The 25,476-nt window shown below is 70.3% G+C and carries 24 protein-coding genes and 1 tRNA gene; 10 read left to right on the top strand and 15 right to left on the bottom strand.

Annotation, left to right across the window (positions count from 1 at the left end):
• Position 1 precedes the first annotated feature (1 nt).
• The 4 genes from ABEA39_RS02005 to argS form a co-directional block, all read right to left on the bottom strand.
• Positions 2 to 1,321 (bottom strand): homoserine dehydrogenase, encoded by a 1,320-nt coding sequence (locus ABEA39_RS02005; RefSeq protein ID WP_345372641.1) that lies wholly within the window; start codon positions 1,319 to 1,321, stop codon positions 2 to 4.
• An 89-nt stretch (positions 1,322 to 1,410) separates the two neighbouring features.
• Positions 1,411 to 2,859 (bottom strand): diaminopimelate decarboxylase, encoded by a 1,449-nt coding sequence (lysA, locus tag ABEA39_RS02000; RefSeq protein WP_425556914.1) that lies wholly within the window; start codon positions 2,857 to 2,859, stop codon positions 1,411 to 1,413.
• A complete protein-coding gene (locus tag ABEA39_RS01995) occupies positions 2,850 to 3,665 on the bottom strand; it encodes an LmeA family phospholipid-binding protein (RefSeq protein WP_345372634.1) in 816 nt (271 codons plus the stop codon). Before ABEA39_RS01995 ends, lysA begins: the two co-directional genes overlap by 10 nt.
• A 2-nt stretch (positions 3,666 to 3,667) precedes the next feature.
• Positions 3,668 to 5,383: an arginine--tRNA ligase gene (argS, locus tag ABEA39_RS01990; protein ID WP_345372629.1), complete on the bottom strand. Its 1,716-nt coding sequence runs from the start codon at positions 5,381 to 5,383 to the stop codon at positions 3,668 to 3,670.
• Between the two features lie 64 nt (positions 5,384 to 5,447).
• Here argS and ABEA39_RS01985 point away from each other — a divergent pair, with 64 nt between their 5' ends.
• Positions 5,448 to 6,047, top strand: coding sequence for a hypothetical protein (locus ABEA39_RS01985; protein ID WP_345372627.1), 600 nt, complete (start codon positions 5,448 to 5,450; stop codon positions 6,045 to 6,047).
• Between the two features lie 70 nt (positions 6,048 to 6,117).
• Here ABEA39_RS01985 and ABEA39_RS01980 read toward each other — a convergent pair whose 3' ends face one another.
• Positions 6,118 to 6,792, bottom strand: coding sequence for a pyridoxine/pyridoxamine 5'-phosphate oxidase (locus ABEA39_RS01980; RefSeq protein WP_345372624.1), 675 nt, complete (start codon positions 6,790 to 6,792; stop codon positions 6,118 to 6,120).
• Positions 6,793 to 6,997: 205 nt separating this feature from the next.
• On the opposite strand from ABEA39_RS01980, the gene ABEA39_RS01975 reads away from it, so the two are divergent.
• Positions 6,998 to 7,069 (top strand) — tRNA-Arg (locus tag ABEA39_RS01975).
• A gap of 10 nt (positions 7,070 to 7,079) precedes the next feature.
• On the opposite strand, the gene ABEA39_RS01970 is transcribed toward ABEA39_RS01975, so the two are convergent.
• The 4 genes from ABEA39_RS01970 to ABEA39_RS01955 all read right to left on the bottom strand — a co-directional run bounded on the left by ABEA39_RS01970 (position 7,080) and on the right by ABEA39_RS01955 (position 10,597).
• Positions 7,080 to 8,150, bottom strand: a complete 1,071-nt coding sequence (locus ABEA39_RS01970; protein WP_345372621.1) for an acyltransferase — start codon at positions 8,148 to 8,150, stop codon at positions 7,080 to 7,082.
• A 31-nt stretch (positions 8,151 to 8,181) separates the two neighbouring features.
• Positions 8,182 to 9,228, bottom strand: coding sequence for an acyltransferase family protein (locus tag ABEA39_RS01965; RefSeq protein WP_345372619.1), 1,047 nt, complete (start codon positions 9,226 to 9,228; stop codon positions 8,182 to 8,184).
• Between the two features lie 139 nt (positions 9,229 to 9,367).
• Positions 9,368 to 9,583 carry a hypothetical protein gene (locus ABEA39_RS01960; protein ID WP_345372617.1) on the bottom strand — a complete coding sequence of 72 codons (216 nt, stop codon included), beginning with the start codon at positions 9,581 to 9,583 and terminating at the stop codon, positions 9,368 to 9,370.
• 138 nt (positions 9,584 to 9,721) lie between these two features.
• Positions 9,722 to 10,597, bottom strand: coding sequence for an EamA family transporter (locus ABEA39_RS01955; protein WP_345372615.1), 876 nt, complete (start codon positions 10,595 to 10,597; stop codon positions 9,722 to 9,724).
• A gap of 100 nt (positions 10,598 to 10,697) precedes the next feature.
• On the opposite strand from ABEA39_RS01955, the gene ABEA39_RS01950 reads away from it, so the two are divergent.
• The 7 genes from ABEA39_RS01950 (at position 10,698) to ABEA39_RS01920 (ending at position 18,061) form a co-directional block, all read left to right on the top strand.
• On the top strand, positions 10,698 to 12,761 hold the full coding sequence (locus tag ABEA39_RS01950) for a TPM domain-containing protein (protein WP_345372613.1): 2,064 nt from the start codon (positions 10,698 to 10,700) through the stop codon (positions 12,759 to 12,761).
• Positions 12,762 to 12,807: 46 nt separating this feature from the next.
• A complete protein-coding gene (locus ABEA39_RS01945) occupies positions 12,808 to 13,521 on the top strand; it encodes a PspA/IM30 family protein (protein WP_345372611.1) in 714 nt (237 codons plus the stop codon).
• A 138-nt stretch (positions 13,522 to 13,659) separates the two neighbouring features.
• Positions 13,660 to 14,436 carry an arginase family protein gene (locus ABEA39_RS01940; RefSeq protein ID WP_345372609.1) on the top strand — a complete coding sequence of 259 codons (777 nt, stop codon included), beginning with the start codon at positions 13,660 to 13,662 and terminating at the stop codon, positions 14,434 to 14,436.
• Between the two features lie 50 nt (positions 14,437 to 14,486).
• On the top strand, positions 14,487 to 15,302 hold the full coding sequence (locus tag ABEA39_RS01935; protein ID WP_345372607.1) for a crotonase/enoyl-CoA hydratase family protein: 816 nt from the start codon (positions 14,487 to 14,489) through the stop codon (positions 15,300 to 15,302).
• A 126-nt stretch (positions 15,303 to 15,428) separates the two neighbouring features.
• Positions 15,429 to 16,829, top strand: a complete 1,401-nt coding sequence (locus tag ABEA39_RS01930) for a dihydrolipoyl dehydrogenase family protein (protein WP_345372604.1) — start codon at positions 15,429 to 15,431, stop codon at positions 16,827 to 16,829.
• A gap of 126 nt (positions 16,830 to 16,955) precedes the next feature.
• The gene (locus tag ABEA39_RS01925) at positions 16,956 to 17,234 is read left to right on the top strand and encodes a Fe-S oxidoreductase (RefSeq protein ID WP_345372602.1); all 279 of its coding nucleotides are present in this window, start codon (positions 16,956 to 16,958) and stop codon (positions 17,232 to 17,234) included.
• Complete coding sequence (locus tag ABEA39_RS01920) at positions 17,231 to 18,061, top strand: SDR family NAD(P)-dependent oxidoreductase (RefSeq protein WP_345372600.1); 831 nt, start codon at positions 17,231 to 17,233, stop codon at positions 18,059 to 18,061. The genes ABEA39_RS01925 and ABEA39_RS01920 overlap by 4 nt, the downstream gene beginning before the upstream one ends.
• 725 nt (positions 18,062 to 18,786) lie before the next feature.
• On the opposite strand, the gene ABEA39_RS01915 is transcribed toward ABEA39_RS01920, so the two are convergent.
• From ABEA39_RS01915 to ABEA39_RS01890, 6 genes are all read right to left on the bottom strand, one after another.
• Positions 18,787 to 19,575 (bottom strand): ABC transporter ATP-binding protein, encoded by a 789-nt coding sequence (locus tag ABEA39_RS01915; RefSeq protein WP_345372598.1) that lies wholly within the window; start codon positions 19,573 to 19,575, stop codon positions 18,787 to 18,789.
• A complete protein-coding gene (locus ABEA39_RS01910; protein ID WP_345372596.1) occupies positions 19,575 to 20,636 on the bottom strand; it encodes a FecCD family ABC transporter permease in 1,062 nt (353 codons plus the stop codon). Before ABEA39_RS01910 ends, ABEA39_RS01915 begins: the two co-directional genes overlap by 1 nt.
• Positions 20,633 to 21,688, bottom strand: a complete 1,056-nt coding sequence (locus ABEA39_RS01905; protein ID WP_345372594.1) for a FecCD family ABC transporter permease — start codon at positions 21,686 to 21,688, stop codon at positions 20,633 to 20,635. The genes ABEA39_RS01910 and ABEA39_RS01905 overlap by 4 nt, the downstream gene beginning before the upstream one ends.
• Positions 21,681 to 22,730 (bottom strand): iron-siderophore ABC transporter substrate-binding protein, encoded by a 1,050-nt coding sequence (locus ABEA39_RS01900; RefSeq protein ID WP_345372591.1) that lies wholly within the window; start codon positions 22,728 to 22,730, stop codon positions 21,681 to 21,683. The genes ABEA39_RS01905 and ABEA39_RS01900 overlap by 8 nt, the downstream gene beginning before the upstream one ends.
• Positions 22,731 to 22,821: 91 nt before the next feature.
• On the bottom strand, positions 22,822 to 23,757 hold the full coding sequence (locus ABEA39_RS01895; protein ID WP_345372589.1) for a siderophore-interacting protein: 936 nt from the start codon (positions 23,755 to 23,757) through the stop codon (positions 22,822 to 22,824).
• A gap of 28 nt (positions 23,758 to 23,785) precedes the next feature.
• Complete coding sequence (locus ABEA39_RS01890; protein ID WP_345372585.1) at positions 23,786 to 24,211, bottom strand: SIP domain-containing protein; 426 nt, start codon at positions 24,209 to 24,211, stop codon at positions 23,786 to 23,788.
• Between the two features lie 283 nt (positions 24,212 to 24,494).
• Here ABEA39_RS01890 and ABEA39_RS01885 point away from each other — a divergent pair, with 283 nt between their 5' ends.
• Complete coding sequence (locus ABEA39_RS01885) at positions 24,495 to 25,436, top strand: hypothetical protein (protein ID WP_345372583.1); 942 nt, start codon at positions 24,495 to 24,497, stop codon at positions 25,434 to 25,436.
• Positions 25,437 to 25,476: the final 40 nt, after the last annotated feature.

Genomic DNA, 25,476 nt, shown 5'->3' with positions numbered 1-25,476 from the left:
CTCAGGCTCCTTCTACTCGGAGGACGCTCGTGACGGAGTTCACGACGGTCGCGTTGGTGAGGGCGGCGACGGTGGCCGCCAGGTCGGACTCGCGGGCTCGATGCGTTCCGATGATCAGCGTAGCGGTGGCGACGCCGCCGTCCGACGAGATGACCCCCGAGGTCTGCTCGACGGTCTCGACGCTCACCTCGTGCTGCGCGAGGAGGCTCGCCACCGTCGCGAGGACGCCCGGCTGGTCGGCCACGTCGAGCGTGATCTGGTAGCTCGTGACGACGTTGCCCATCGGCAGCACGTGCAGGTTGGCGTGATTCGACTCCGCGAGACCGGGCCCCCCGATCACGTGGCGACGAGCTGCGGACACGAGGTCGCCCAGCACGGCCGAAGCGGTCTCCACTCCCCCGGCGCCGGCGCCGTAGAACATCAGGTCGCCGGCGGCCTCGGCCTCGACGAACACCGCGTTCTTCGCCCCGTGCACGGCGGCGAGCGGGTGACCGAGGGGCACGAGTGCGGGATGCACGCGCGCACTCACCCCGGGAGCGCCGTCGTCGTCGACCAGGCTCTCGCAGATCGCCAGCAGTTTGACGACGTAGCCGGCCTTGCGTGCCGCCACGACCTGCTCGTGCGTCACGCCCGTGATGCCCTCGCGATGCACGGACATCAGCGGCACGGTCGTGTGGAAGGCGAGGCTCGCCAGGATCGTGGCCTTCTGAGCGGCGTCGTAGCCCTCGATGTCGGCGGTCGGGTCGGCTTCTGCGTAGCCCAGCGCCGTGGCCTGGGCCAGGGCGTCTTCGAGGGACTCGCCGAGCGAGTCCATCCGGTCGAGGATGAAGTTGGTGGTGCCGTTGACGATGCCCATGATCCGCTTGATGCGATCGCCCGCGAGGCTCTCCCGCAGCGGGCGGATGATCGGGATCGCTCCCGCGACGGCGGCCTCGTAGAAGACCTGGGCGCCGACCTGCTCGGCCGCAGCGAACAGCTCGGGGCCGTGGCTCGCGAGGAGGGCCTTGTTGCCCGTCACGACGTCGGCCCCCGACCCGAGGGCCTGGAGGACGTAGCTTCGGGCCGGCTCGATGCCGCCGATGAGCTCGACGACGATGTCGGCTCCGAGGATCAGCGATTCGGCGTCGGTGGTGAACAGGTCGCGCGGCAGGTCGACGTCGCGCTCGGCATCGAGGTCGCGGACGGCGATGCCGGTGAGCTCGAGGCCGGCGCCGGCGCGCCCGGCGAGCTCGTCGGACTGTTCGAGCAGCAGGCGGGCGACCTGGCTGCCGACCGAGCCGGCTCCGAGGAGGGCGACGCGGACGTTGCGGTATTCGATCATGGGGATCCGTTCTGAGCGGGATCCGGGCGAGGCCCGGGGAGGTCGTCGGTGGGTCGGGAGGGCGAGCGTCGCCCGAGTCGGGAGGGCGGTCAGGCCCGAGTCGCTTCGGCGCCGATGCCGGCGTCGCGGGCGAGCAGGTCGGAGATGGTCTCGCCCCGCACGAGCAGTCGGGCGTGCCCGTCGCGCACGGCCACGACCGGCGGTCGGCCGACGTGGTTGTAGTTGCTCGACAGGCTCCAGCAGTAGGCGCCGGTGACGGGCACCGCCAGGAGGTCGCCGGGCTCGACGTCGCCGGGGAGGTAGTCGGCGAGGACGACGAGGTCGCCGGACTCGCAGTGCTTGCCGGCGATGCGCACCAGGGCGGCCTCGGCGTCGGACGCGCGATTGGCGAGCCGCACGGAGTAGTCGGCGCGGTAGAGGGCCGTGCGGGCGTTGTCGCTCATCCCGCCGTCGACGCTCACGTACTTGCGGACGGCGACCCGGGCGTCGCCACTCGGGTCGGCCGCCGCCTCGTCGACGGTGACCGCGACGTCTTTGATCGTGCCGACCGTGTAGAGGGTGGAGCCGGCGGGTGCGGCGATCACGCGGCCCGGCTCCACGGCGAGAACCGGCACGGGGATGCCCAGGCGCGCACACTCGGAGGCCACGACGTCGGCGATCCCCCGGGCCAGCTCGGCCAGCGAGGCCGCCGCGTCGACGGACGTGTACGCCACGCCGAAACCGCCGCCGAGGTTGAGCTCGGGAACGGGACCGGTCTCGAGGAGAGAGGCGTGGAGCTCGAGCATCCTGCGCGCCGCCTCTTCGAACCCGGCCGTGCCGAAGATCTGCGAGCCGATGTGCGAGTGCAGGCCGAGGAACCGCAGCTCGGGTCGGGCTCGGATCCGGGCGACCGCGGCTGCGGCCTCGACGAGGGGGATGCCGAACTTCTGGTCTTCGCGCGCGGTCGCCAGGTATTCGTGCGTGGAGGCGTGGACGCCGGTGGTGACACGCAGGCGGACGTTCTGCACCGCCCCGTGACGACGAGCGGCCTCGGCGACCCGCTCGATCTCGACGAGGCTGTCGATCACGATGGCGCCGAGCCCGATGGAGACGGCCTGGTCGATCTCGGCGAGCGACTTGTTGTTGCCGTGGAAGCCGATCCGGTCGGCGGGCACGCCTCCGGCCAGCGCGACGGCGAGTTCGCCCTCGGTGCAGACGTCGACGTTCAGCCCCGCCTCGTCGACCCAGGCGGCGACGGCGGTCGAGAGGAAGGCCTTGCCGGCGTAGTAGACCTTGGCGTGCGAGCCGATCCGCTCGAACTCGCGAGAGAAGGAGGCACGGGCCTCGGTCGCGCGGGCCCGGAAGTCCGCTTCGTCGACGACGTAGAGCGGGGTGCCGTAGGTGTTTTCGAGGTCGGCGACGGGGACTCCCCCTATGAGGAGCGCCCCGGTCGCGTCGCGCGTCGTGTTCGCCGACCAGACGGCTGCGTCGAGGGCATTGGCGTCGCTCGGCACCTCGAGCCAGGAGGGGGCGAGCGGGTTGGGGGTGGTCACGAGCAGCTGCCCTTCGTGCTGAGGCCGGCGGAGCTCAGCGGCAGGCCGGTGTTGTGGAGGTCGAGCGTGACCTGCTTCGGCGTGACGGCCACCTTCGTGACGGAGCTGCCGGCCGGGAGCGACTCGGCGATGCAGACCTTCGGCGGACTCGACTTCAAGAAGTTCAACAGGGTCGAGACGTCGAACGCCGAACCGCCGTTCGTGACGTCGGCCTTCGTCGGCGTGAGGACGAGCTGCTTGCCGCCGTCGGAGAGCGACGGGTCGACGGTGACGCGGTAGCCGATGGAGAGCGAGAGGAACTTGATCGACGAGTCGTAGGTGAAGTCCCCCGAGCCGAGGGCCACCTGGCCGGTGACCCCACCCAGCACGGCGGACTTGTTCAGAGCGGCCTGGCTCAGCTTCACGGTCGCGTCGACCGCGCCGGTCTCGCCCCCGGACTTCAGCGGCACGTCTTTCACGTCGGCCGAGAAGATCAGCGGCACCCCGCTCGCGACGATGTCCGACGACGAGAGGTTCACGTCGCTGAGAGAGCCGGAGAGGGCCTGGAGGATCACGCTGAAGCCGTGGATCTTCACGTCGACCGTGCCCGTGGTGCCGGTCGGGAGGTTCGACTCGATCTGCTTCTCGGCGCGGTTCTCGGCGTAGTTCCGGGCAGCGAAGTCGGCGATCACGGCGAGGATCACGAGGACCACCACGATGACGACGAGGACGATCACGGCGGTCCGGCCGCGACGACGCCTCTTCGGCGAGGCGCCGTCTCCGGGCGCCCCGGCCATCGCGAAGTCGCCGGAGCCGGGTTGCTGGGGCGACATCGTCACATTCTCTCGGGGGCCGACACGCCCAGGAGTCCGAGGCCGTTGCGGATGACCTGACCGGCGGCGGCGTTGAGCCAGAGGCGGGTGCGGTGCAGGTCGGTGACCTCTTCGTCGCCCAGCGGGGTGACGCGGCACGCGTCGTACCAGCGGTGGTAGGTGCCGGCGACCTCCTCGACGTAGCGGGCGACGCGGTGCGGCTCGCGGAGCTCGGCGGCCTGCTGGACGACCCGGGGCAGCTCGGAGAGCGCACCGAGGAGCGCCGCCTCGGTCGGGTGGGTCAGGAGCGAGGCGTCGAAGGCACTGCGATCGACACCCGACGAGGCGGCGTTCCGCGCGACGGCCTGCGTGCGGGCGTGGGCGTACTGCACGTAGAAGACCGGGTTGTCGTTGGAACGCTTCGTGAGCAGGTCGAGGTCGATGTCGATCATGGAGTCGATGCTGGAGCGCACGAGGGCGTAGCGACCGGCGTCGACCCCGACGGCGTCGACGAGGTCCTCCATCGTGACGACGGTGCCGGCGCGCTTGGACATGCGCACGGGCTCGCCGTCGCGGACCAGGTTGACGAGCTGCCCGATCAGGATCTCGAGATTGACCCCGGGGGTGTCGCCGAACGCGGCGCACATGGCCATCATGCGGCCGATGTAGCCGTGGTGGTCGGAGCCGAGCATGATCAGGTTGCGCTCGAAGCCGCGCTCGCGCTTGTCGAGGTAGTAGGCGAGGTCGCCCGCGATGTAGGCGGCCTCCCCGTCGCTCTTGATGACGACGCGGTCGCGGTCGTCGCCGAAGGTGGTCGTGCGCAGCCAGGTGGCGCCGTCGGCCTCGTAGATGTGGCCGAGTTCGCGCAGACGCGCGATGGCCCGCTCGACGGCGTGCGACTCGTGCAGCGAGTTCTCGTGGAAGTAGACGTCGAAGTCGACCCCGAAGTCGTGCAGCGACTTCTTGATGTCGGCGAACATGAACTCGACGCCCACCGCGCGGAACAGCTCTTGCGCCTCGTCGCGGGGCAGGTCGGCGATGTCGCCGTCGTACGTCTCGATGACCCGGGCGGCGATCTCGGGAATGTACGCCCCGCCGTAGCCGTCTTCGGGCGTGGGCTCGCCGAGGGCACTGGCGAGGAGGCTGCCGGAGAAGCGGTCGAGCTGCGTGCCGTGGTCGTTGAAGTAGTACTCGCGCGTGACGAGGCCGCCGACCGCCTGGAAGATGCGCGCGAGGCTGTCGCCGACGGCCGCCCACCGGACGCCGCCGAGGTGGATCGGACCGGTCGGGTTCGCGCTGACGAACTCGAGGTCGATCGTGACGCCCTGGTAATAGGTGCCGTCGCCGTAGGAGTCGCCGGCCTCGACGATGCTCTGGGCGAGGGCGCCGGCAGCGGCGGCCTCGAGCGTGATGTTGATGAAGCCGGGGCCCGCGACGTCGACCGAGGCGATGCCGTCCTCCTCCATCAGCTCGCCCGCGATGGCCGTGGCGAGCTCGCGAGGGTTCGTGCCGACGCGCTTGGCGAACTTCATCGCGATGTTGGAGGACCAGTCGCCGTGGTCGCGGTTCTTCGGGCGCTCCAGCACGGCGTCGGCGAGGGTGACCGCGACGGGTGCGGTGACGACGGCGGTGGCGCCTTCGCCCGACCCCTCGCCTGCAGCACCCTCGTCGGCGCGTCGGCGCTCGAGAACGCCCTGGACGACGGCGAGCAGGGAGGCGGAGAGTTCAGCGGGAGTCACGGTCGACAATCCTACCGGGCCGGTCTCCGGGGAATTCGAGGGCCGACACGCAAGGATGGGCGTCATGTCCACGGCCTCCCGACCCCTGCCCGTCCGTGCGCTCGCACTCGCCACCACGGCTGTCGCCGTCACGGCCCTGCTGGCGGGATGCTCGGCCGCGGCCTCGACGTCGTCCCCGTCGAGCCGGGCATCCTCGTCGCCCTCGGCCACGGCCGCGCCTGTGACGGGCAGCCCGGTCTCGATCGCCTGCACCGCGCTCGTCCCGTCCTCCGCCGTCGGCGGGGCCGCGCTCGCCACCGCGTACCCCGGCATGACTCCTACGACTCCGGCGAAGGATCCGCTCGGCGACGCCGGGGTCGTGGCCGACGCCTCGGGACGCGTCTGCACCTGGAACACGACCGACGGGCACCCGATCACCGTCGCGGTCGGCTCCTTCGACGACAGCACGCTCACGCGGGTGAAGAACGGCCTCGTCACCACGAGCAACTCGGTGCCGACCTACGGCGTCGAGGGGTACTTCGCCCTGGTGGAGAAGACCGGCATCGCCGAGGCGTTCACGGGGTCGTACTGGATCGTCGCGACGTCGAAGTCGTTCGTCGAGCCGGGATCCGCGCAGCCGCTGATGGCGCAGGTGCTCTCGACGCTCGGAGGCTCGGCGGGCTGAGGCTCGGGTCGGGCTGAGTCGCGGGTCGGTCGGGCTGAGTCGTGAGCCGGGCAACAGCTCGTCGTTGCGGTCAGGGCCAGAGCTCGGCGCGAGTCCATCCGCCGTCGACCGTCGGGCGCGAGTAGCCGAGCCGGACCTGGTCGTGGCCGGTCGTCGCCTGCCAGAACTCCACGGCGGTCGGGTCGACGCGGTACGCGGTCCAGTCGTCGGGGGCGAAGGAGTCGTCGGCGGCGATGCGGGCTTTGGCGGCGTCGAGGTGGGCCCGTGCATCCCCCGGGCTCGTGACGACGGAGCTCTGCGGCTGCGCGATCGCTCCGGCGCGGGAGTCGGGATGCCGCGAGGTGAAGTCGGCCACGCTGACGTCGCGCGGCCCGGGCGCGGCCCGACCGACCACACGGATCTGGCGGCCCTGCTCGCGCCAGTAGAAGGTGAGGGCGATGCGCGGATCCTCGGTCATCTGCCGACCCTTGGGGCTGAGGGACGACGTGGCGAACCAGAGGGCTCCGTCGCTCACGTCTTTGAGGAGGAGCGTGCGGGCCTGCGCTCCCCCGTCGGCGGTGGCGGTCGACAGGGTCGCGGCCTGGGGCTGGACGGCGCCACCTTCCGCCGCGGCGCGGATCCACTGGGTCAGGAGCGCCATAGGGTCGGCGGGAGCCTCGGCCGGGTCGAACGCGGGGGCGTCGTTGGCAGGGCGGGCGGCATCGTGGAGCAGCGAGCGGATGCTCGGGACGGCGTGGTCGGTCATGGTCACCACCCTGCTCCCCCGCCGGGCCGCCGTGCCCAGCGGGTGCGTCCGGCTGTTGTGCGGCCAGGACCCTCGCCCGCGGCACAGAACCACGCCGCGGCGCCACTCTCCGGCCGCATGCGAGTTTCCTCGCCGCCGAGCTGCTGTGCCCAGCGGGTGCGTCCGGCGCGGGCCGCTCGGGCTGCTAACGTTGGTCCTGCTCCTGGCCCCCATAGCTCAGGGGATAGAGCACTGCCCTCCGGAGGCAGGGGCGAAGGTTCGAATCCTTCTGGGGGCACCGAAGTCTTTCATTTCCCTCCAGCGCTCGTCACCCGCCGCTGCGTCCACCTCCGGCCGACCGGCGATCGGCTCTGGCGCGGCCAGACGAAGAGGGCGTCTCCCCCACGGAACCGTCGGAGCATCACGAAGAGCACACCGACGGGAAGCGGCACCACGAAGCAGCCGATCTGGACGATCGGAGCGCGCACGGGGTCCGCCACTCTCAGGAGCAACACCATCACGCTCAGGTGCGTGACGTAGAAGACGATCGACTGCCGCCCGAGGCCGCCGAGAGCCTCGACGACACGGCCCCCCGCCCGGCTCCTGGCTGCCTTCCAGGTCGGTCCCGTGATCGCCAGGGCCACGAAGAGTCCGGCCGGACCCCAGGCGAAGGCCGATTCGTATCTCGTCCGCCAACCGAGCACGCCCTCCGCCAAGACGGCGAGGGCTGCCGCGAGCCCCATCCCGACGGCGACACCGCGACGTCGACACGAGACACGGAACTGTCGACGTTCGGCCCACCACCACCCCCCGAAGAAGAACGCCGACAGGAAGGCGAATCGTGGCAGACGGTGGACGTCCGGCACGACGGTGCTCGACAGCAGGGCCACGACGGCGAGGATCGGCAGAAGCAGGGCCGGTGCCCCGACTGCGGCCCGGAGACGGGACACGAGCCACGCGAGGCAGCAGAGCAGACCGAGCAGCCACAGGTACCAGAGGTGCGTCGGGGAGAACACGGGGATTCGGAGCACCGATGACAGGGAGAGGTCGCCGACGCAGACGAGCGTCACGACCGACCAGAGGACGTACGGCCACCCGAGCCGCCGCCACGTGCCGCGAAAGAAGGCTCCCGGAGCCCTGCCGAGCGAACGGGGGACGACCAACCCCGAGAGGGCCATGAGCATCGGCATGCGAAAGGCGCCGACGGCGTCGTCGAAGGCGAAGAGGGCTCTCGGTACCTCCCATCCGGCCTGATCGACGAGGCTCGTGGCGTGATGAGCGATGACGAGGAGGACGCAGAGACCTCGGACGAGATCGATCCAGACCTGCCGAGCCGGCGGAGAGGGGCGAGTGGGGGCGGGACGAGTCGGAGAAGCCACTCACCATGAGTAGCGTTTTCCATCTGAAATGTCAGCGGTGAGTCGATCCGTACAGAGGCCAGACGAAGAAGGCGCGAACGATCGGGACCCTGGTGAGGCCGGCGACCACGGCTCCAACACCCAGGCCCGCGACGAGCGCGAGCGAGAAGCTCGGGCCGACGGGCAGCCACTGGAGAGCGACGTCGAGCGTGAGGGCGATCACACTCATGTGCGTCACGTACATCACGAGCGCTTGACGACCAAGGAACTGCAACCCGCGTTGCAGGGCCCTCGCGCTCCTGGGACGCCACGCTCGGAAACGAGGACCGGCCGCCGCGAGGGCGACGACGAGCCCGATGGGGCCCCACGCCCACGGCAGGGTGTGTCGAGCATCCGCCCCCAGGATCGCCGCCACCGCGACGACCGCCGCAGCGACGCCGCCCACGGTCACGGCGAGCCGTGCGCCGACGGTCCTCTCCTGGAGCGGCTGCCGTTCCGCCCACCACCATCCGAACAGGAAGAAGGCGCCGAGGAAGGCGAAGCGAGAGAGCCGGTGCGTCTCAGGAAGCCCGGCGCTGGCCGCCAGGAGGACACCGGCCACCAGCAGCAGGGGCGTGGGACCCAGGCCGAGTCGACGAAGGAGTCGCGCAAGACAGAATGCGAGGGCCGAGTAGGCCAGGAGGAACCAGAGGTACCAGAGGTAGGTCGGAGCGAAGAGTGGAATGCGCGAGACGGTGGCGAGCGACAGCGATCCGAGCGCGGCGAGTGTCAGCACCGACCAGACGAGGTAGGGCCAAGCGACACTCCTCAGTCGGGAGGCGAAGAAGGCGCGCGTCGATTTCCGCAGGGAGAACGGAAACACGAGTCCTGACAGCGCCATGAGCAGTGGCTGCCGGAAGGGACCCGATGCCTCGTCGAAGGCGAGGATGCCGGCAGGGAGGGCGGCCTCCCTCTCGACGAGCAGGCTCGTGACGTGACGGAAGACGACGAGGACGACGCAGATGCCGCGAACCCAGTCCATCCAGGTCTGACGGATCCCGGAGCCGAGGGTCGGTGACGATGACCGAATACGCGTGTCTCGGCCGGATTCTGCACTCATATTTCAATACTAACTGAAATACCACGCGAGTGAGACTGACAGCGGGCATGAGAAACGGCCCAACGGTGGGGACCGTTGGGCCGTCGCTGACACGAATCAGGACCGGGTCAGGCGCTCGACCCCGGTGGAACGATGTTGCTCAGTTGTAGGTCAGTGCGATGACTGCCACGTCGAGCGAGCCGTAGGCCCCCTCGGCACGGGTGGCGCTGCGGACCCGGCCGCGAAGGACGTGGAAACGGCCGTCGTGCTCTTGCACGAATCCGATCACGCCGGCGGTCGGTGTGGAGACTCGGGTGAATCCGTCTCCCAATGGAACGACCTCGGCCTGCGAGGTGCGTTCGAGAACAGCTCCCATGATGTTCCTCCCTGTTGCACTTACCGACCGCTGCCCCGCGGTCATGTCCAGAACACTACCCGCGGCCGGGGGACAAACCACAGGGCCGCAACCCAGAATCGCCTGAGTAATCAGGCATTTCGGGGGACGCATCGTCGCTCAGGCGGGTTCGATGTCCCCCAGTTCGGTCGCCCGGGGCACGGATTTCCGACCGAGCGTTATGGCAAGACTCGCGACGGAGACGAGCACGAGGGCGACCACCTCGCGGAGGTGGAGCCCCTGCTGGAGCACCACGAGGCCCGCGATGGCGGCCACGGCCGGCCCGAGGCTCGACAGCACGCCGAAGACGCGAGTCGGAAGCCGCCGTAGGGCGATCATCTCGAGCCCGTAGGGCAGGGCCGAGGTGAGGACCGCCACGAGGAGGAAGACCAGCACGAGGCTCGGATCGGCGTGGATCGCCGAGACCGCGTGCCCGGCACCGAACGGAGCGACGACGACCGCCGCGACGCAGACCGCGACCACGAGCCCGTCGATCCCCTCGATGACCTTCCCCACTCGCGAGCTCGCCAGGATGTACCCGGCCCAGAACAGGCCGGCGGCGAACGCCAGAACCACTCCCCCGATCGCGATCGAGCCGGAGGAGGCCGAACCGAGGAGGACCACGCCGACGAAGGCCAGTACGGCCCAGGCCGCATCCCGCCATCGTCTGGTCTGCACCAGAGCCAGCACGAGCGGCCCGGTGAATTCGAGGGTGACGGCGACACCCAGGGGGATGCGCGCCACGGCCAGGTAGATCAGCGAGTTCATGCCGGCCAGCGCCAGACCGAGGAGGATCGCCGCGAACCACTGTCGGCGCGACCACCGGTGCACCCGCGGCCGCACGACGGCGACGAGGATGAGCGCACCGAAGACGAGGCGGAGAGTGGCGGCGCCGGTCGGACCGACTTCGTCGAAGCGAGTCCGGGCAAATGCACTGCCGAATTGCAGACTCACGATCGCCGCGACCGCCAGGATGGGTGCGGGGATGCGATTCACTCTCACAATTTACTCTCAGGATGACGGTGGGCGTGGCTAGACTCCCCGCAAGAACCGCTACGAGGCTGACCTGCCACGGGCTGAACGAACGGGGAACAGCGTGAGCACCACCACGGCGCCGACCATCGACCGGAGTCGCGCACTGCGTCGGGCACTCGTAGCGCTGGCGGTCCTCCTCCTTTCGGCGGTGGTCGTCTTCGGTCCCGCTCGCGCCGCTCACGCCACGGCTCCGGTGAACCTCAACGGTGCGTACGTCGTCGATCAGTCGTCCGTGTTGTCGACCTCCGACAAGGCGAAGATCCAGGCGTCCCTCGACAAACTGACGAAAGACACCGGCATCAACCTGTTCGTCGTCTTCGTGCCGACGTTCACGAGCCCGTCCGATCGGGTGGAGTGGGGTGCCGCGGCGGCCCAACTCAATAACCTGGGCACGAACGACATCCTGCTGTCGGTCGCCACGCAGTCGAGGCTCTACGACGTCTCGAAGGCGACCGCCTCGAAGCTCACGACCTCGCAGCTCTCGAGCATCGAGACGAACGACCTCGTGCCGCAACTGCGCTCCTCGTCCTGGGCGGCAGCAGCGGTCGCCATGGCCGACGGCATCGACAGGGCCCAGGGCCCCGCCGACCTGTCGTGGATCCCCGTCGTGATCGGCATCGTGGTGGTCGTTGCGATCATCGTGATCCTCCTGGTCGTCATCGTCCGGCGTCGTCGCCGCAAGGCCACGGATGCGGCGGACCAGGCGACGCAGACCGACCTCGACCGGCGCGCTGGCTCACTCCTCGTCGGGATGGACGATCAGATCACCCAGGCCTCACAGGAGGTCGGCTTCGCCAGCGCCCAGTTCGGCGAGGCTGCCGCCGCGCCCTTCGCCGAGGCCGTCGAATCGGCCAAGGCGCGGGTCCGGCAGGCGTTCGAGCTCCGTCAGAAGCTCGACGACGAGATCCCCGACACCAGGCAGCAGAAGCGCGACTGGACCCAGCAGATCATCGATCTGTGCGAGGCCGCCCACGCCGACATCGAGGCGCAGTCCGACGCCTACGACAAGCTGCGGGCCTCCGAAGCGACGGTCGTCGACGACACGGCAGCCCTTCGAAAAGACGTCGCGGCCCTCCAGAGCCGGGCGGCGCAGGCCGACACCACGCTCGCCGGTCTCCGTTCCACCTATTCCGATCGGGCCGTGTCGAGCATCGCCCAGAACCCCGACCAGGCCGATCAGCGCCTCCAGTTCGCCGGTCAGGCGGCCGACGAGGCCGAGAAGCAGATCGCCGCAGGCAACACCGGCGAAGCGGTGGGGTCCGCCTCGCAGGGTCGGCAGGCCCTGGTGCAGGTCGAGCAGTTGCTCGGTGCCGTCGACAAGGCCTCCGAGACTCTGCGCACCGCGCAGGGCACCATCGATGCAGCAGTCGCCGATCTCCAGAACGATCTGCGGTCGGCCGACCAGGTGCGGCAGGGCTCCGTCCCGCAGGCCGCCGACCTTCCCGGAGCAGTGGCAGCGGTGCAGGCGGCCGTCGCATTCGCCGGAGCCACGCGTGACGATCCGATCAGCGTCCTCGATCGTCTCACCGAGGCCAACACGCGCATCGACACCGCCCTGGCCGCCGTTCGCGACGCCGAAGTGTCGCGCCAACGCGCGCAGCAGGCCCTCGATCAGTCGCTCCTGACCGCCCGCAGCCAGATCAGAGCCGCTCGCGACTTCATCGAGACCCGGCGGGGCGCCATCAGTGCAGGGCCCCGGACGCGTCTCTCCGAGGCCGAGCGCCACCTTTCGACCGCCGTGAGCCTCGCCACGTCGGATCCGCAGCAGGCCCTCGGCGAATCGCAGCAGGCCGGTGCCCTGGCGTCGGCCGCGATAAACGACGCGAACGCCGAGGTCGGCAGCTACCAGCAGCAGGGCATGTTCGGCCAGGGTGGTGGTCTCGGCGGAGGTTTGGGCGGGGCGCTCGGTGGCCGAGGGGGCGGCAGCGGTCTCGGGGGCGTCCTCGCCGGAGTCGTCATCGGCGGGCTCCTCAACGGCGGCGGACGCGGCTTCGGCGGTGGCGGCGGGGGCTTCGGCGGATTCGGCGGCGGGTTCGGAGACGGCGGCGGGTTCGGCGGCGACGGGGGCGGGTTCGGCGGTGGCGGCGACGGCGGTGGCCGCGACGTCAGCGGCGGCCGGTTCTGACGGATTTTCACTCGAGGTAGACGACAACCAACGAAAGGAACGCACGATGGCAAAGCAATCGATCTTCGGCCGTATCGCTCAACTGACGAAGGCGAACATCAACAACCTGATCGACTCCGCGGAAGACCCGAAGCTAATGCTCGATCAGCTCGTCCGCGATTACACGAACAACATCGCCGACGCGAAGAACGCCGTCGCCGAGACGATCGGCAACCTCCGTCTGCTCGAAGAGGACCACGCCGAAGACGTGAAAGCCGCCTCCGACTGGGGCAGCAAGGCACTCGCCGCCTCGAAGAAGGCCGACGAGTACCGCGCGTCGGGCCAGAGCTCCGAAGCCGACAAGTTCGACGCCCTCGCCAAGGTCGCGATCGGCCGTCAGATGGCCTCCGAGAAGGAGGCGACCGACGCCGAGCCGACGATTGCTTCGCAGACCGAGACCGTCGACAAGCTCAAGAAGGGCTTGACCGACATGGAGGAGAAGCTGCGCGAGCTCGCGACCAAGCGCGACCAGCTCGTGGCGCGATCGAAGATCACCCAGGCTCAGGCCAAGGTCAACGACGCCGTCGGAAGCATCAACGTGATGGACCCGACCAGCGACCTCGGCCGCTTCGAGGACAAGATCCGTCGCGAAGAGGCGAAGGTCAAGGGCCAGGCCGAGTTGAACGACTCGAGCCTCGACGCGCAGTTCAACAGCCTCGACGACCTCGACGAGCAGACCGAGGTCGAAGCCCGGTTGGCAGCCCTGAAGTCGGGCTCCTGATCCGCGCCCGATGAGGGGTTCCTGTCACGCGGCTCGCCGGGGTCGCAAGCCTGGCTCGGGCGAGCCGCGCGTGTCAGACTGTCGCCCGTGAGGTTCGTCGCAGTACCGCAGTGGCAGGGTTCTCCCTCGCCGCGAGCCATGAGGTTGTCCGACGGCGCCAACGCCATCTTCGGTGATCTGCCCGCCAAGTCCAGCACGATGATCGAGGTCCCGGTCGGTGCCGGCGACGCCTTGGGCACGAAGATCCACCGGCTCAGCGCCGTGTCGATCGTCTCCGAGCGTCTCGCCACCGAGCTGGCCGGTTCGTCCGAGACGGCACTGGTCGTGGGCGGCGACTGCGGCGTGGAGTACGCGGCGGTGTCGCATGCGCTCACCCCGGACACCTGTGTGGTCTGGTTCGACGCGCATCCCGACCTCCACTCCCCCGAGTCGAGCGAGAGCGGCGCCTTCAGCGGCATGGTGCTCGGGGCCCTGCTCGGCCGAGCCGACGACGAGTTGCGAGCGGGGGGCGTCACGCCCGGATCGCCGGTGGTGGATGCGGCTCGCGTCGTTCTCGTCGGCACCCGCACCTTCGACGACGCCGAGGACGCCTTCGTCGACGAGAGCGGCATCACCTCCGTCTCGGCGCTCGACCTCGACCCCGCCGAAGTCGTCGAGGCCGTGGCTGCCACGGGTGCCACCTCCATCTACGTGCACGTCGACCTCGACGTCCTCGACCCGGGCGACTTCGACGGACTCCTCGACCCGCAGCCGTTCGGGCTCGCACCCGCGACGCTCGTCGCCACCATCGGCGCCCTGCGCGAGCGCTTCGCGCTGGTCGGGGCCGGAATCTGCTCCTTCGCCCCGGCCTCCGCAGCGGCGGCCGGCGACGACCTCGGCACGATCCTGCGGCTGGTCGGGGCGCTCGCGCGCTGATCCGGCGCCGCCGCGCACGGCCGGACGGCCCGGAGCCGTACGATCGGGGAATGGCCACCGCACTCGACCCCGCCACCGCCGACGCCGAGCCCCGAGTCACCGTGGAGAAAGACGGTCACGTCCTCCTCATCGGGCTGAACCGGGTGCTCAAGCGGAACGCCGCCGACCTGCGCATGCTCCGCGAGCTCTCGCTGGCCTACGCCCGCCTCGAGGACGACCCCGACATCTGGGCGGGCCTGCTCTTCGCGCACGGCGACCACTTCACCGCTGGCCTGGACCTCGGCGACGTCGCGACGGCTGTCGGGCCCGAGGGCCTCGACTTCCTGCCCGAGGGCGGTTTCGACCCGTGGCAGACCGACGGGCGGCAGCTCACCAAGCCGGTCGTGATGGCAGTTCAGGGCACCTGCTTGACCCTCGGCGTCGAACTGGCGCTGGTGAGCGACATCGTGATCGCGGGGCGGCAGACGCGCTTCGGGCAGATCGAGGTGCGGCGGGGCATCCTGCCGTTCGGCGGAGCCACCACGAGACTGCCGGCCCGCGTCGGTTGGGGCAACGCGATGCGGTGGATGCTCACCGGAGAGACCTTCGACTCGGCCGAGGCCCTGCGGATCGGGCTGGTCCAGGAGGTCGTGTTCAACGCCCAGGTCTACAACCGCGCCTACGACCTCGCTCAGCGAATCGCGCAGCAGGCGCCGTTGGCGGTGCAGGCGACGCTCGCCAATGCGAAGCTCGCCGTCCGAGAGGGGGCGGAGGCGGCCCATGCCCGCCTGCAACCGGAGCTGGTGCGGCTGATGGCGACGGACGACTCCCGCCTCGGCATGCAGTCGTTCGAGCAACGGGGCGACGCGACGTTCACGGGGCACTGACCACCGCCTCTCGACGCGGTCGCGTCGTTGTCCCGACAGCCGCTCGTCCCCCACGCACGGTCCTCACAGCGAACCCCCGAGTTCGCAGCGACCGGCCCTCAGCGCCCCGGGCCTACAGTCGGAGTCATGACGACTTATGACCTCATCGTGATCGGAGCCGGCGCTGTCGGCGAGAACGTGGCCGACTATGCCGCCCGAGGCGGCCTCAAAGTGGCTCTTGTCGAAGCGGAGCTCGTCGGAGGCGAGTGCTCGTACTGGGCGTGCATGCCGTCGAAGGCACTCCTCATGTCGACCAGCGCTCTCGACGCGGCAAAGGCCGTGGGCGGCGCGAAGCAGGCGGTCACCGGCGACGTCGACGTCCAGGCCGTGCTCGACCGCCGCAACTCCTTCACGAGCAACTGGGACGACTCCAGCCAGGCCGACTGGGTCGCGAGTGCCGGCATCGACCTCATCCGGGGCCACGCCACCATCACCGGAGTCCGCGAGGTCACCATCGACGGCACCGTCCACACCGCCACGCACGCGGTCGCCGCCGTCACCGGTTCGAACGCTCTCATGCCCGACATCGACGGCTTGAAGGACGCCAAGCCGTGGTCGAACCGCGAGGCCACCAGCGCCCAGACGATCCCGTCGAGCCTCATGGTCATCGGCGGAGGCGTCGTCGCGGCCGAACTCGCGACCGCGTACCAGCAGCTCGGCGCGAAAGTCACCGTCGCGGCCCGGAGCGGACTCCTCGGCGGTCAGGAGCCGTTCGCAGCGGACCTCGTCCAGGAGTCCCTCGAGGCGCTCGGCGTCGATCTGCGCCTCCACACCTCCCCCATCTCCGTGGTCCGCGACGAGCACGGTCTCGTCACGACGACGTTGTCCGACGGCAGCACCGTGGTCACCGACGAGGTGCTCGTCGCGACCGGCCGGGTCCCCCGCACCCTCGATCTCGGGGTCGAGAACATCGGCCTCACGCCCGGCGACTGGCTCGAGGTCGACGACACCCTCCTGGTCAACGGCTTCGACTGGCTCTACGCCGTGGGCGATGTCAACCACCGTGCCCTCCTCACGCACCAGGGGAAGTACCAGGCCCGCGCCGCCGGCGAGGTCATCGCCGCGCGTGCGCTCGGCGAGGGCGTCCACGCGGAGCCGTGGGGGGCCCACGTCGCGACGGCCGACCACGCCGCAGTGCCCCAGGTCACTTTCACGAACCCCGAGGTCGCCAGCGTGGGCCTCACCGCCGACGCGGCCCAGAAGCAGGGCATCGACGTGAAGGTCGTCGACTACGACCTCGCCGCGGTCGCGGGATCCTCGCTGAAGTCCGACACCTACAAGGGCCAGGCCCGCATCGTCGTGGACGAGAGTCGCAAGGTCATCGTCGGCGCCACGTTCGTCGGGCCGGACGTGTCCGACCTCCTGCACGCCGCCACCATCGCCGTCGTCGGCGAAGTGCCGATCGATCGTCTCTGGCACGCCGTCCCGTCCTACCCGACGGTCAGCGAAGTGTGGCTGCGACTGCTCGACGCCTACGGCCGTCCGTGAGCGAAACGCCCCCCCGACGGCGCCCCGGGCGCCCGACGCGGCCTGCCGTTCGGCTGGCCGCTCGTCGGTTCGCCGATCTCGCGGGCCGGCTGCGCGTTCGCCACGGCGGTCGGCCTCGTGATCGGTGTGCCCCTGAGCACAGGGCGCGTCCGATTCGTCGGTGACCTGATCGTGTGCTCGGGGCTTCCACGCTGGGCCTTCAAGCGCGGAGGCACGTGCATCGGTCGCGTCTACCTCACCCGCGACAACGATTCCGACGAGGTCCTCGAGCACGAGGGCGTCCACGTCACGCAATGGAAGCGCTACGGGATGCTCATGCCGCTCCTCTACGCGCTGGCCGGAACCAACCCTCTGACCAATCGGTTCGAGATCGAAGCAGGCCTCGAGAAAGGCGGCTACCAGTGAGCCCCGAACCCCGCACCATCGTCATCACCGGCGCGTCCAGCGGCATCGGCCGGAAGGCGGCCGTCGCCCTCGCCGAGGGCGTTGCCACGATCGCCGTCGTCGGCCGCAACCCGGAACGGACGAAGGCCGTCGCCGAGGAGGTCGGCGGCACCGCCTTCCTGGTCGACTTCGACCACCTCGCCTCGGTCCGCCGACTGGCCGAAGAGCTCCTCGAGACCTACCCGAGAATCGACGCTCTGGCCAACAACGCCGGCGGCCTCGTCAGTACGCGCGAGATCACGGCGGATGGTTTCGAGCGCACTCTGCAGTCGAACCACTTGGCTCCGTTCCTCCTCACCCGGCTTCTCCTGCCTCGGCTGGTCGAGAGCGGCGGGCGCGTCGTGTCCACGTCGAGCGCCGCGAACCTGCTCGGCCGCGTTCGCCTCGACGACCTGAACTGGGCGAAGCGCCCGTGGTTCGGAGGCTGGGGTGCCTACGGCGCGAGCAAGATGCTCACGATCCAGTTCATTCAGCAGCTCGCACGCCGTTCCTCCGTCAAGGCGTTCTCCTTCCACCCGGGCCTCGTCAAGACGAATTTCGGTTCGGAGTCGGCCTCGATGAAGGTGATGAACGTGCTGTCGGGCGGCAACTACGGCATCTCAGCCGACGCCGGCGCGGTGCCGCTGATCCAGTTGGTCGGGCCGACGACGATCGGCGTGGCCAGCGGCACCTACTTCGACCAGTTGAAGCCGAACGGACTGAGCGGGCCGCAGGCGAAGAACGAGCCCCTCGCCGAGGCCGTCTGGGAGCGCACGAGCGAGCTGGTGGGGTTGCCGGCCGAGCTCTAGCGTCGCGGTGGGGCGCTCGGCAGTGCGTGCGGGCGGGGGCTGACGGCTGCGGCTCAGGCACCTGGCTGCGGCTCAGGCACCTGGCTGCGGCGGGCACCTACCGCCGCGGCCGAGGGTTCGCGCCGCAAGCGGGGTGCCGAACCGCGCAACCACGCAAACACGCTCTTGCGGCAGGCACCCACCGCCGCGGACGAGGGTCTCCGCCGCAAGCGAGGTGCCGAACCGCGCACGCACGCAGACACCCCCATGCGGCGGGCACCCTCCCGCGCGGCGGGCACCCACCGCCGCGGACCGGGGTCTGCGCCGCAAGCGAGGTGCCGAACCGCGCACGCGCGCAAACACCCTCCTGCGGCAGGCGCCCACCGCCGCGGACCGGGGTCTCCGCCGCAAGCGAGGTGCCGAACCGCGCACGCACGCAGACACGCTCTTGCGGCAGGCGCCCTCCCCTGCGGCGGGCAACTACCGCCGCGGACGGAGGTTTGCGCCGCACGAGGGATGCTGTGCCGCGCGGTGGGTGCCGCGCCACCACCGCACGACGACCGGGCACCGCACCGACGTGCGACCCCGAAGCCCACCGCAGCCGCCACGCGCGCATCCCAACCGATCCGCCGCATCCCACCTGACCCCCAGGCCGCCACCCGCGCATCCCACCCGACCCACCGCAGCCGCCAGGCGCGCATCCCACCCAATCCCCCCGCCGGCAACCGCGCATCCCACCGCCCCGCTCAGCGAGCGAGCGACGCCAGCGGCACCACCATCGGCGTATGCGACTGCGGGTCGTCGATGATCTCGCAGGGCAGCCCGAAGACGTCCTCGACCAGGGACGCCGTGAGCACCTGGGCGGGAGACCCGGCGGCGACGATCGCACCGGCCTTCATGACGACGAGATGGGTCGCGTACCGCGCCGCCTGATTGAGGTCGTGGAGGACGGCGACCAGCGTCCGCCCTTCGCGATGCAGCCGGGCGCAGAGCTCGAGCACCTCGTACTGGTGCGCGATGTCGAGGAACGTCGTCGGCTCGTCGAGCAGCAGCAGCGGTGTCTCCTGGGCGAGTGCCAGCGCGATCCAGGCGCGCTGCCGCTGGCCTCCCGAGAGCTCGGCGACGGGACGATCGGCCAACGCCTCGACGGCCGTCGCCTCCAGCGCCCGGTTCACTGCGTCCTCGTCCGCCGCGGACCACTGGCGGAAGACGCCCTGGTGAGGGAAGCGACCCCGGCCGACGAGGTCGCGCACGGTGATGCCCTCGGGGGCGATCGGGCTCTGCGGGAGCATCCCCAGTCGCTTCGCCACGTCTTTGCTGCGGTACGAGCCGATCGGCCGGCCGTCGAGCTCGACCTGGCCGGCCGCGGTCTTGAGCGTGCGGGCCAGTGCCTTGAGCAGCGTCGACTTGCCGCAGGCGTTGGGTCCGACGATCACGGTGAGCTCGCCGTCGGGCACGTCGAACGAGAGGTCGTCGACGACCACGCGGTCGTCGTACGCGAGGCGGACGTGTCGAGCCGAGAGCGACGAGGTCATCAGACGGTGCCTTTCTTCCATTCGCGCAGCAGCAGGTACCCGAGGTACACGCCGCCGACGAGGGCCGTGAGGAGTCCCACGGGCAGTTGGTAGCCGAACGCGCCGAGCTGCACGAGCAGGTCGGCCGTGAGCATGAGGACGGACCCCATCAGTGCCGAGAGGGGGATGCTCGCCCCCGGCGCCCGGGCGAGCCGCCGCGCGACCTGCGGTGCGGTCAACGCGACGAACGAGATCGGACCCGCGACGGCGACCGACGCCGTCGACAGCCCGATCGCCACCAGGATGACCAGGCTCCGCGTCTGCGACGTGCGAGCGCCGAGGGCGTCGGCGAGCTCGTCCCCCATCTCGACCAGGTCGAGCCGCCGACCGAGGACCAGCGCGCAGGGCACGAGCACGAGGAGGGCCACCCAGATGATCGCGCCCTGGTTCCACGACCGGTCGGCGAGGGTGCCGCTGATGTAGGCGGCGAGGGTCGTCGCCTGCTGCTGCCCCACCCGGGTGCTGACGAACTGGACGAAGGCCACGGCCATGGCGCTCACGCCGATGCCGACGAGGATCATCCGGCTCGGCGACGCGAAGCCCCGCCCGGTGCCGACGTACACGAGCGCCATGGCGAGGACCGCACCGATCAGAGCGCCGACCGGCGTGGGCACCACTCCGGGCAGGAGGAACGCGGCGGCCGCAGCACCCGCGCTGGCACCGGACCCGAGTCCGATCACGTCGGGGCTGCCGAGCGGGTTCCGCGTGACCGTCTGGAACAGGCAGCCCGAGATGCCGAGGGCGGCACCGGTGCCCACCGCGACGACGAGTCGGGGCCCGCGCAGGATGTTCAGGACGAACGCGGTCCGGGCGTCCGGCGGGTCGACGACGGCGGACGGCAACTGCGCGAGGGGGATGCCGAGACTGCCCTGGGTCAGGGTCAGCACGCAGGCCACCAGGAGTGCGAGCGCCAGGATCCCCGCGACGACGAGGGTGCGGCGTCGGATCGGGATGCTCAGCCAGGTGCCGACCCGGAGCACGTGTCGCCGTGACTCGACGCCCGGAATCGACGAGGCGGTCACTCGATCCCCCGCATCCGACGAACGGCGAACAGCAGCACAGGCGCCCCGAGGAACGCCGTCACGACGCCGACCTGGAGCTCCTGCGGGCTGGCGACGATGCGCCCGAGCACGTCGGCCAAGAGCAGGAGCGCCGGGCCGAGAAGCGCGCTGAACGGCATCAGCCACCGGTGGTCGGCGCCGGTGAACGTCCGCACGATGTGGGGCACGGCCAGGCCGATGAAGGCGATGGGCCCGACCGAGGCCGTCGCCGCGGCGCACAGAAGAGCCGAGGCGACGGCCCCGAGGATGCGCGTGCGGCCGACCTTCGCCCCCAACGCCGTGGCGGTGTCGTCGCCGAGCGCCAGCGCGTTGAGCGAGCTCGGCAAGAGGAGGGCCAGCACGAAACCGATGACGAGGTAGGGCAGCACCTGGAGGATCAGGCCGGGGTCGCGGCCGGCGAGCGAACCGACGACCCAGAATCGGTAGTCGGCGAAGGCATTGGGGTTCGTCAGCGTGATCGCTTGGATGTAGGCGCTGAGGACGGCGGTGATGACGGCGCCGGCGAGGACGAGGCGGACCGGGGTGGCCCCGCGGCGTCCCGACCCGAGGGCGTAGACGGCGACGACGGCGATCAGCGCGCCGACGAGCGAGAGCCAGACCTGCTGCTGGTCGGAGGAGACGCCGAAGAAGGCGATCCCCGAGACCACGGCGGCCGCAGCCCCCGTGTTCACCCCGAGGAGCCCCGGGTCGCCGAGCGGGTTGCGCGTCAGCCCCTGCATGATCACGCCGGCGATCGACAGGGCTGCGCCGGCCAGGAGGCCGAGGATCGTCCGCGGCACCCGGCTCTGCACGACCGTGTCGTCGTAGCTGGTGCCGGGGTGGATCAGCGCCCGGACGACCTGGTCGAAAGGCACGTACTGGGTGCCGACCGACACGCTCAGAAGGGCGGCGAGGGCGAGGACCCCGGCGGCCAGGAACAGCGCGGGGACGAGTCGGGAGGCGCGCGGACGCGGCCGCGGGCCGGACGACGTGCGTCCGGCCCGGGCCTTCGTCGGTGCGGGGAGACTAACCAACCTTCGCGGCGGCCTTCTTCAGCATCGGGATGTAGCGGTCGAGGGCGTAGGGCACGCTCAGCGGTGTGATGAACGTCGAGCCCATCACGAACTGCTGGTCGGTCGTCGACACGATGGAGTCGCGCTTCACCGCGGGGAGGGAGGCGATCAGCGGCTGAGACAGGGTCGCCTTCTCGTTGGCGTCGTCGTAGAACCAGGTGACGAGGATGTCGGTCGAGTCGAGCGTGTTGGCCTTCTCGAGTCCGAGGGTGGCGAGGTAGGAGTTCTTGGCCAGCGGGACCGCCGCGACCTCCTTGGTCTCCGTGAGACCCAGCGAGCTCAGGAGGTCGACGCGCGGGTCTCCCTTGGCGTAGAGCGACAGCGTGCCGGCATTGGCGGCGGAGATGTAGGCGAAGGTGAGCTTCGAGAATTCCGGGTTGGCCTTGGCCGCGGCGGCGAGCTTGGCCTTGATGGCGGTGACCTGCTGCTTCGCCTGCTTCTCCTTGCCGAGCGCCTTGCCGATCATGTCGATCTGCGTGTCCCACTTCGTGAGCCAGGCCTGGCCCGGGTAGGCGACGGTCGGGGCGAGGGCGCTCAGCGTGTTGTACTGCGCCTGCGTGAGGCCCGACTGCGGGGCGATGATCACGTCGGGGTTCAGGGCGGCGATCGCCGAGACGTCGATGTCGGGGTAGACGTTGAACGTGGCGGGCAGCGTGCCGCCCGCCTTCTGGATGGCGCTGGTGACCCACGGGTAGTCGCCGTGCGCGTCGTTGCCGTAGGTGACCTTCTCGATTCCGACCGGTACGGTGCCGAGCGCGACGACGGTGTCGGCGGAGCCCCAGCCGATGGTCACCACGCGCTTGGGGGCCGACTCGATGGTCGCGGATCCGAGGGTCGACTTGATCGTGACGGGGAAGGCGTTCGCATCGGTGCCCGACGACGAGCCGGTCGAGGCGGACGCATCGCTCGAGGAGTTCGACGAGGTGCTGCAGGCCGCCAGCGACAGGGCGAGGCCGACGGCCACTGCTCCTGCCACGAGGCGGCGCTTGAGGGGGCTGAACACGGGTGTTCCTTTCGGTGGGCGCAGACGGCCGCTGCTGTGGGCCGTGCGCTGGTGTGGGAGGGAGGTGCGGAAGTCGTCGAGAAGGTGTGGCTCAGCCCTCGGCCTTGCCGAGTCGCCAATAACCCATGAAGGCGACCTGCGAGCGGTGGATGCCCATCTCGCTCACGAGGAAGCGCCGCAGCGTCTTGATGGCGCCCGCCTCCCCCGCCAGCCAGGCGTACAGCTCTCCTCCGAGGTCGGTGCCGATCGGCACCTCCCAGAGGATCTCGTGGTCGATGTCGACCTCGGCCAGGCTGTCGGCGTCGGTCGGGGCGCCGTGGTGCGTGGCGGTCACAAAGCGGGAGGTCCAGTCGCGGACGGCCTGGATGAGCGGCTCGCCGTGAGCGGCTCCGCCGGCGAGAGCGTGGGATGCGCGGGGCAGCCAGTGCACGTCGACACCGTCGGGCGCCCCGATCGGAAGGACGTCGGCGTCGGACGGGACTTCGAGGAACACGCAGCCCCGGGCATCCCCCGGCAACTGCTCGAGGATCGCCGAGATGGCGGGCACCGCCGTTTCGTCGCCGGCGAGGAGCACCGTGCGGGCCTCGCGGGGGTCCCACTCGATGCCGGAGCGGCTCCAGCCACTGGTGCCGTCGGGGCCGACGATGACGATCTCGTCGCCGACGGCAGCGCCCTCGACCCAGGCGGAGGCGGGGCCGGCCGTGCCGTGGCAGACGAAGTCGACGTCGACCTCGCGCTCGGCCGGGCGGACGGCGCGGGAGGTGTAGGTGCGGAAGACGTTGCGCTCGGCGTCGGGGAGTCCGCGCCAGACGCCGTACCAGTCGCCCTCGGTCGGGAAGCGGTCGAAGCCGAGCTCGGGGTGGGGCAGGACGATCTTGACCCGCTGGTCGAGGCCCTCGGCCCCGAACTCGTGGAGCTCGTCGCCCGAGAAGGTGACGCGGACGAAACTCGGCGAGAGACGACGAACCCGGCTGACACTCACGCGGAAGGGGCGGGAGGACGGCCGGGTGGGGGTCGAAGTAAGCACAGCCTAACTATGGCATGCCTTACCTAACTTAAGCGACTGCTGTGGCTCTCTTGAAGGTGTCTCGCAGGTCGTGGCGGAGATCGTACGCGAAGCCCGCGGCGCCGCCGATCCAGAACACGTAGTCGCTCTCGACCAGGGCCTTCTCGTCGACGAAGAACTCGCCGATCCAGGCGCGGACCGCCCGCTCGAGGGCCTGGCCGGGGCGGCAGTGCTCGCCCGTGCCGGGGCGACCTGTGCGACGCGACCGGTCGAGCCAGCTCACGGTCACTCGCCCCGGGGTGACGACCTCGATGATCTGGGACGCATCGTCGACCTCGATGAACACCTGGCCGCGGGCGCAGATGGGGAGGACTTCGAGCATCGTCTGGATGTCGCCGATGGACGAGGCGTCGCCGGCGAAGAAGACGCGCGTGGCGGCGGGCTGCAGATCGGGTGCGGAGCTGTGCAGATACATGTTGGTTCCAATATAGGTAAGGCTTACCTATCGCGCCAGGGGCTCGGACCCGTCCCGGCGAACTCACGGCTGGGCCGGCCCTCGCATCCCGCCGTCTTGCCGTCTCGCCCCCTGGCGTTGTTTCGCCTTGGGGGTGTTCTTTCGCGCCGCGGCGCGAAACCACTCCCCCAAGGCGAAACAACCTCGGAACGACGTGTTCTCCACAGGGGCCGCGCGGGCCGGCTTCATCCACAGATCGTCGAGTGGCCGCCACGTCCGAGCCGCAGTCCTCGATCGTGGAGTCATGTCCGAACCGCCTCCGCTCCTCCCCGCGCCCCTCTTCTCCACGTCCCGCGACGATCGCCTCGTTCGGCGCTCGCTCGCTCGCGGCGAGGCTCTGCGCCTGCGCCGCGGCATCCACGCCGAGCACGACGGGTCGGCGCCGCCACGCGATGCGGCCGGCATCGCCGAGGCCGGACGCCGTCTCACCCTCCTCCGTGCCCAGGCTCTGAGCGCGACCATCGACGACGCGATCTTCTCCCACTCGACGGCCGTCGCCCTCTGGGGCCTCGATTGGCTCGGTGAGTGGCCCGAGCGACTGCACACGACCGACCGCGGCACACGGCCGGCTCAAACGAGAAGCACGTTCACCCGACACCGCGGGCCGCTGCTCGGGCCGGACATCCGTCTGAGAAGTGATCTTCGAGTGACCAGTCGAGCCCGAACCGTGGCCGACGTCCTACTCACGCGTCCTGCCGCAGAATCGCTGGTCACCCTCGACGACGCCCTCCGCTCGACGTTCCTCTCCGCCGACGACATCGCGAACGACCTGTCCGGTCGGAAGACGGCTCGTGGCAGCCGCCGAGCAAGCGAGACTCTCGCGTTCGGCGACCCGAAGTCCATGTCCGCAGGCGAATCCATCAGCCGACTCCGGATGCGCGACTCGCGTTTCGTCGCGCCCGTGCTGCAGGAGTCGTTCTTCGATCACGAGGGAAGGATCGGCGATGTCGACTTCTGGTGGCCCGGGTACGGGATCATCGGCGAATTCGACGGTCACGGCAAGTATCTCCGCGACGTCTATCTCAAGGGCAGGTCTCCCGCCCAGGTCGTCATCCAGGAGAAGCAGCGGGAGGATCGCCTCCGCGCGCACCGGCTCGTCCGGCGAGTCGTGCGCTGGGGCTGGGCCGATCTCGAGCCCCTGCGGCTGGAAGCGCTTCTGATTCGGGCGGGCGTGCCTCGGATATGACGGCAGCCTCGGCCCGTGATCGGAGCCCGGAATGGAAGGG

The organism is Frondihabitans cladoniiphilus (genome assembly GCF_039544345.1).
Classification (GTDB): Bacteria; Actinomycetota; Actinomycetes; order Actinomycetales; family Microbacteriaceae; genus Frondihabitans; species Frondihabitans cladoniiphilus.
The sequence above is the reverse complement of the archived record's forward strand: the minus strand, read 5'-3'. Positions and strand labels throughout refer to the sequence as shown.